Source organism: Planktothrix tepida PCC 9214 (assembly GCF_900009145.1).
Taxonomy (GTDB): Bacteria; Cyanobacteriota; Cyanobacteriia; order Cyanobacteriales; family Microcoleaceae; genus Planktothrix; species Planktothrix tepida.
In genome coordinates this window covers 1-6,419 of record NZ_LN889790.1, presented here as the reverse complement: position 1 = coordinate 6,419, position 6,419 = coordinate 1, and the positions used below count along the sequence as shown (strand labels likewise).

The window sequence follows — 6,419 nt, the reverse complement described above, 5'->3', positions numbered from 1 at the left end:
GGAATAACAATGGTAAAATCGATCATTGTTCGTAAGTCTTCTTTAGAATGAGTTGATCCTATTTTATAACTAGAAAAATTAATAAGTTTAGGTTAATCCCGTTGTTTCCACTGCCATAAATAAAAAGGACTGATCACACTACTTCTTAAAAACTCCATTTCACAAGCTGCGACCACATCGGTTTTTAATGCTTTTCGATGTTTTAAATAGTAAGCGATCGCTTTTCTAATATCATTCACTAACCCCAAGGGAAATAACAAAGGCCGTTGCCAAGGTTTTAACCGTAACATCCGAATATAATGTCGTGCTAACCCGGTACTTCGCATTAAATATAATAAATAATCTCGCTCTAACCGTTGTTTAGGGATTTGATGATAAAGGTGCATTTCTGAATTATACCAAATTTCCCACCCGGCATTTTGAATATACATCACTACTTCCAAATCTTCACTATTGAGAATAGATTCAGAAGAACGTCCAGTTAAAAACGGTTTTTCGGGTACATTTTCTAACCAAGCTTGACGACGTACCACTAAGCCCGCCGAAGGCGGTAACATTTTCATTTGAGGTTGATATATATGGGGTTTTTCACCTCGCTCTGTAATGGCAAAAAAACTAGAAATTCGGCTAAAATTCGCAGGAGGTTCGACTTCATAAACACCATGAATTTGGCTACCAAATGCTCCCGCTTTGGGGTGGGCTTCACTAAATTTATAAGCTTTTTCAACCCAATCTAGAGCCGGAATGGTATCATCATCTAAAAATCCGATCCAAGTTGATTTTGATTGGTGAATAGCTTTTTTTCGAGCAAATGCTGCCCCTTTTTGGGTTTCTAAATAATACCTTAAAGGAACAGTTCTCAGCCATCCTTTTTGATAAATTTTAATCAAGTCTGCTGTATTATCGGTGCTATTATTATCAATAATTATAATTTCCCAGTTGATGTGTTCTGTTCCAGTTTGTGATCGCAACTTCTCTAAAACCGCAGGTAAGCGGGTCGCCCCATTATAGGTGGGAATAGCAACAGTGATATCAACCATAGAATTGCTCTGGATTAAGGTTGTTGCTTTTTAGTATAACCTATATTTCAGGCTGAGTTTGTTCCCCATCAATCACTTCACCCACTAAAGCAATCTAATTTTCACAACTACTCTATTAAGCTAGGGTAGCAATTAGACGCAATTAAAGTGAATCTATTTTCTGTATTATCCCAACGAACCGTATCCACTTTTTTGAGTCCTTGTTTCGCTTCAATTTGAAACTCAATCTCAAATTCCTCTAGGGTTTCGGAAGAACATAAAAATCCGATGATTTCTTCCTCTAACAATTCAAACCGAAAACAAATAGGAATAGATAATGTATTTTGAAACCGTAGATCTTTATATCCATAAACCACTGTTGCATCTGAACCTAAAGGTGCAAATCGGCTTTCTTCAGTATAAATATCTTGGGAATGGGGGTTTCTTTCTAAGGGTATCAAACCTGCTTTTAAGATTAAATAATAAATCAATCCAGAGAGTTGACACAAACCCCCACCAATATTATATTTTAGTTCATTATTAACAATTGATCGTCCCTCTCGATAGCCATTCTTAGTATGAGGTTCTCCGACTAAATGCCAAAAAGAAAATATTTTTCCCGGTTGAATTAAACGATTTTCAATTTGAGTGATCGCTGTGGCTAAATTATGTTTTTTATTTTCAAAATGGCTCGTTTTTTTTACGGCTTGACTAATTTTAATTTGTTCTTTAAAATCTTGCTGTTCTTCAAGGGTTAGAATTTGTCGTTGAACAAACTTACTTTTTTGTCCTGATAACTGATCTATGATTTCTCTTTGTATAGATTTTAAATATCGTCTAAAATCCGAAGAAAATAATATTTTTAAATTAAAATTCGATGAGACTAATCGCGAAGTTCTTTTCATGTTCTGATTTACTTTATCATTTTAATTCATCAAGAGTTTTTATAGGCTATTTAACAGCTTTTTCTTGATGGCTTAATAGGGTAGTATGAGGTGATAATGGCTTTTCTTATCCTAATTTATTCAGGTATAATTAATGGTTTTTAGCAAAACTGAGGGCAGTTTGTGGAAGTTTATCAATTAATAAAGCTCATACTTTAATAACGTGCAGGGTAAGGAACCATTATAAACCGCAATTCTCCGAGAAGTTCTTAAACCGACTTGTTTTCCTAATGTTTTGTTTCCGGTCAGAATATAAGCTGTCCAACCTTTAAAGCGTTGTTTAAACGTATCCCCTAACTGTTTATATAAACCAGCTAATTCTTCCACTTCTCCCAAACGTTCTCCGTAGGGAGGGTTACAAATAATCACACCCTGATCCGCCGGAGGCTCTATCTGAGATAATTCGAGTTGTTGTAAGCGAATTTGGTCTGCAACGCCACAACGTTGAGCATTCTCAAAGGCTTGATTAAGAATATCCCCATCTTGATCTGAACCCATGATTGGGGCGGGTAAAATGGTTAATTGTGCCTCTAATGCTTCATGTTTTAAAGATTCCCATAATTTAGCATCAAAATCTTTCCATTTCATAAACCCAAAGGTTTCTCGGAATAACCCTGGTGCAATATTTAAGGCTTTTAAACTGGCTTCTATGGGTAAGGTTCCTGACCCACATAACGGGTCTAAAAACGGTAAATCAGGATGCCATTCTGCCATTTCTAATAACGCAGATGCTAAACTTTCTTTTAAAGGGGCAAGTCCAACGGCGGGACGATACCCCCGTCGATGTAAACTGGTTCCAGAACTATCTAAACTTAAAATTCCGTGATTTTCATGGAGATGAAGATTAATCCATAAATCAGGATTATTAATATTAATATCAGAACGTTCCCCAAATTCTGAACGCTGTTGATCAATAATTGCGTTTTTAACCTGAAGGGCAGTAAAGTGGGTATGGTTTAAAGCTTCATTTTTGCCTGTACAATTAACGGCAAAGGTATTGAGCGGGGATAAATACTCAGTCCAATTAATATTTTGAACTTCCTGATACAATTGCTGGGCATTGGCACAGGGAAACTCAGCAATCGGGACTAAAACCCGAAATAGGGTTCTTCCCCATAGATTCACTCGATAAAGAAGCTTGCGAGAACCTGTGAAATGAACTCCTGTAAATTCAGGACGAACATTTTCAGCACCTAAACGTTCTAACTCTTGAGCAGCAATAACTTCTAAACCCTTGGCAACCGTTGCAAAATACTGGGTCATTCAGGAGACAATTTTGGCTTTTACTGTGTAACAATCCCAGAATCAAATTAAGCTTGATCCGGGTTGCTTCCTAATATTTTAGGGTTTTGACTTTATAGCAAAATCCCCATATGTCCCCAGCCGATAGACCAGGGAGAAATAACTGTCATAAACCGAAAGCAATTCTTCAAAATTAAAATTTTTTGAAGAACGTATGTTTCCTTCTGATCAGAAAGGACACCGGCGACTGGCCGTGTTTCGTCTCGGTGTCCTTAGCTGGTTCGCTCCTCACACGCTTGTTACTCTACCCAAACCCGGTTCCATTTGTCAACACCTAAAGTATTTTTTTTCCTGATGAAAGGTTTTTTGCTTAGACCCGCTTGATTTCTGGCGGATGAGTCTTGTTGCCCAACCCCTCAACTCAACGGTTTGTAGATTAACTGTATAAAATTCCACAAAAACTTCTAGGATAAGTTGAGACAATCTTAAGTTAAGTGAGTAATCGATAATTCAGTGATTGATATTCTCTGGCTGCTGGTCTGTTCGGGCTTAGTCTTTTTGATGCAGCCCGGATTTATGTGTTTAGAGTCGGGTTTAACCCGCTCCAAGAATAGTATTAACGTTGCAGTCAAAAATTTTGCCGACTTTGGGATTTCCGTAGCCCTATTTTGGGCCTTTGGCTATGCCCTAATGTTTAGCAAGACACCGACAGGAGGAATTGACCCAGGATCTTTCTTTTTTGATACCACATCTTCTCCAGGGGCAGCTGCTTTTTTTCTGTTTGAAACTATGTTTTGCAGTACCGCCACAACCATCGTTTCAGGGGCATCGGCGGAACGCATGAAATTTGGGTCTTATCTCTTAGTTGCTGCTTTAACTTCTGGAATTATTTACCCCATTTTTGGTCATTGGGCGTGGAATGGCCTTGAACTCAACCATTTCAGGGGATGGTTAGGAGAAATTGGATTTGTAGATTTTGCTGGGTCTACCGTTGTTCATAGTATTGGAGGATGGGTTTCTCTAGCCGTTGTGTTAATTATTGGGCCACGAATCGGACGTTTTTCCCTCGATAAACCACCCGAACCAATGCGCGGCTCAAACCTTCAATTGTCTGTATTAGGGACAATGTTGCTGTGGTTAGGATGGTTAGGATTTAACGGGGGAAGTTATCTACATTTAGATATTCGCGTCGCCTCGATTATTGTCAATACGGTTCTAGCTGGAACATCGGGAATGTTAATCGGGGCTATGTTAGGTTGGTTACTGCATCGCCGACCGGAAGTAGAACTGATTATTAATGGTTCCTTGGCGGGTTTAGTGGCGATTACGGCTTCTTCCCATGTGGTTTCGACCCCCATGGCTCCCATTATTGGGGGAATTGGAGCCGGAGTCATGGTGTTAGTCTCCCTGACCCTACAACGATGGCATATTGATGATGCTGTAGATGCCATTGCAGTTCATGCGGGCGGTGGTGTTTGGGGAACTTTAGCGGTAGGTCTTTTTGGTAATCTTCAGCTATTGAATACAGGCTTATCTCGTAGCGAACAGTTGCTGGTTCAAGCTTTAGGGATTGGGGTATCTTTTCTCTGGGGATTTGGCTTAACCTGGCTGGTTTTATACACCATTAATCGTTATTTTCCCTTGCGAGTCTCGATTGAAGCAGAAACAACCGGATTAAATATTTCTGAACATGGAGCTAAAACCGAAGTTTATGACTTATTTGAAGTCATGGAATATCAAGCTCGTACCCAGGACTTTAGGCGACGGGTTCCTGAAAATCAATTTACAGAAGTGGGTCAAATTGGCTTTCGATATAACCAAGTGATGCAAGCCTTAGAAGATGCCTTAACCCAAACCGAAGCTATTATTCAAAATGCAACGGATGCCATGATTACCTTTTCCAACCCAACGGGAAAGATTTTAAGAGCTAATCCCAGTGCAGAAGAAATATTTGGATATCCGGCTACAGAATTAATTGGAATGTCAATTTTACATCTGTTTGATTGGCCTACTTCCGAACTTCATGAACAGCAAACCTTATTAGAAAGATGGTTATTACAAGGCCGTCAAGCCGTTGTCGGTCGTCGAGCGAATGGATCTTGTTTTCCCCTAGAAGCCACAATTAATGAAGCCAAATTTGGCTATCAATCCTTTTTTATGGGAACCTTTCGGGATTTATCCGCCCATAAACGGGCTGAAGAAGCCTTACAACAAGCTGAAGAACGATTGAAAACTTCTCTGGAGTTAAAACGAAAAAATGATCAACTCAAAAATACGCTTAGAGAACTCAAACAAACTCAAATTCAATTGATTCAAGGTGAAAAGATGTCCAGTTTGGGTCAACTGGTGGCAGGGATTGCCCATGAAATTAATAATCCTGTTAATTTTGTCTATGGTAATTTAATTCATGCCACTAACTATACCCGTGATGTCCTGAATTTACTGGAAATTTACCAACAAGAATACACCCATCCCAGTCCGAAAATTCAGCAAGAAATTGAATCGATTGATTTAGAATTTCTCAAAGAAGATTTTCCTAAAATTGTAGAATCAATGCAAGTCGGAGCCGACCGCATTCGGGACATTGTTCGCTCATTGCGAACCTTTTCCCGTCATGATGAAGCGGAACTCAAACCCGTTAATATTCATGATGGATTAGACAGTACCTTGATGATTTTGAAAAGTAAACTTAAACCCCAAGGAAAATTAACCGGAATTGAAATCATTAAGGACTATGGAAATATTCCTTTAGTTGAATGTTATCCAGGGCCATTAAATCAGGTGTTTATGAATCTGATCAATAATGCCATTGATGCCCTGCACGATTCAATGATGCAGGATAAATTTTCTTTGCTATCCTGCGATAAATCCTTAATTCAGCCTCAAATTGTGATTCGTACTCTATCGGTACACCATCAACGAATTTTGATAGAAATTTCTGATAATGGTTTGGGGATTCCTAAAGAAATTCGTTCTAAGCTATTTGATCCTTTTTTTACGACCAAACCGGTTGGGAAAGGAACAGGTTTAGGCTTGTCCATTAGCTATCAAATTATTGTGGAACGCCATAAAGGCCAAATTTGGTGCGAGTCTGAATTGGGAGAATACACTAAATTTTTGATGGAAATTCCAGTCAAACAACTTTTAGAACCTGTGGTTTACCCAGAAAGCGAACATTCTATCACCCCATCCCCCCAGGCTTCGATCAGCAATT

The 6,419-nt window shown here is 38.9% G+C and carries 4 protein-coding genes; 1 reads left to right on the top strand and 3 read right to left on the bottom strand.

The window, feature by feature from the left end:
- Positions 1-92: 92 nt before the first annotated feature.
- From hpsE to PL9214_RS10495, 3 genes are all read right to left on the bottom strand, one after another.
- Positions 93-1,040 carry a hormogonium polysaccharide biosynthesis glycosyltransferase HpsE gene (gene hpsE / locus PL9214_RS10505; protein WP_072718783.1) on the bottom strand — a complete coding sequence of 316 codons (948 nt, stop codon included), beginning with the start codon at positions 1,038-1,040 and terminating at the stop codon, positions 93-95.
- Positions 1,041-1,147: 107 nt separating this feature from the next.
- Complete coding sequence (locus PL9214_RS10500) at positions 1,148-1,924, bottom strand: VanW family protein (protein ID WP_072718782.1); 777 nt, start codon at positions 1,922-1,924, stop codon at positions 1,148-1,150.
- A gap of 177 nt (positions 1,925-2,101) precedes the next feature.
- Positions 2,102-3,226 (bottom strand): THUMP domain-containing class I SAM-dependent RNA methyltransferase, encoded by a 1,125-nt coding sequence (locus PL9214_RS10495; RefSeq protein WP_072718781.1) that lies wholly within the window; start codon positions 3,224-3,226, stop codon positions 2,102-2,104.
- A gap of 492 nt (positions 3,227-3,718) precedes the next feature.
- On the opposite strand from PL9214_RS10495, the gene amt reads away from it, so the two are divergent.
- Positions 3,719-6,419: ammonium transporter (amt, locus tag PL9214_RS10490; protein ID WP_072718780.1), on the top strand; the 2,701-nt coding region annotated here is incomplete at its 3' end.

Excerpts from the sequence above, each read along its gene's own strand:
- PL9214_RS10495 (WP_072718781.1), bottom strand. The coding sequence starts at position 3,226 with ATGACCCAGTATTTTGCAACGGTTGCCAAGGGTTTAGAAGTTATTGCT.
- hpsE (WP_072718783.1), bottom strand. The coding sequence starts at position 1,040 with ATGGTTGATATCACTGTTGCTATTCCCACCTATAATGGGGCGACCCGC.
- PL9214_RS10500 (WP_072718782.1), bottom strand. The coding sequence starts at position 1,924 with ATGAAAAGAACTTCGCGATTAGTCTCATCGAATTTTAATTTAAAAATA.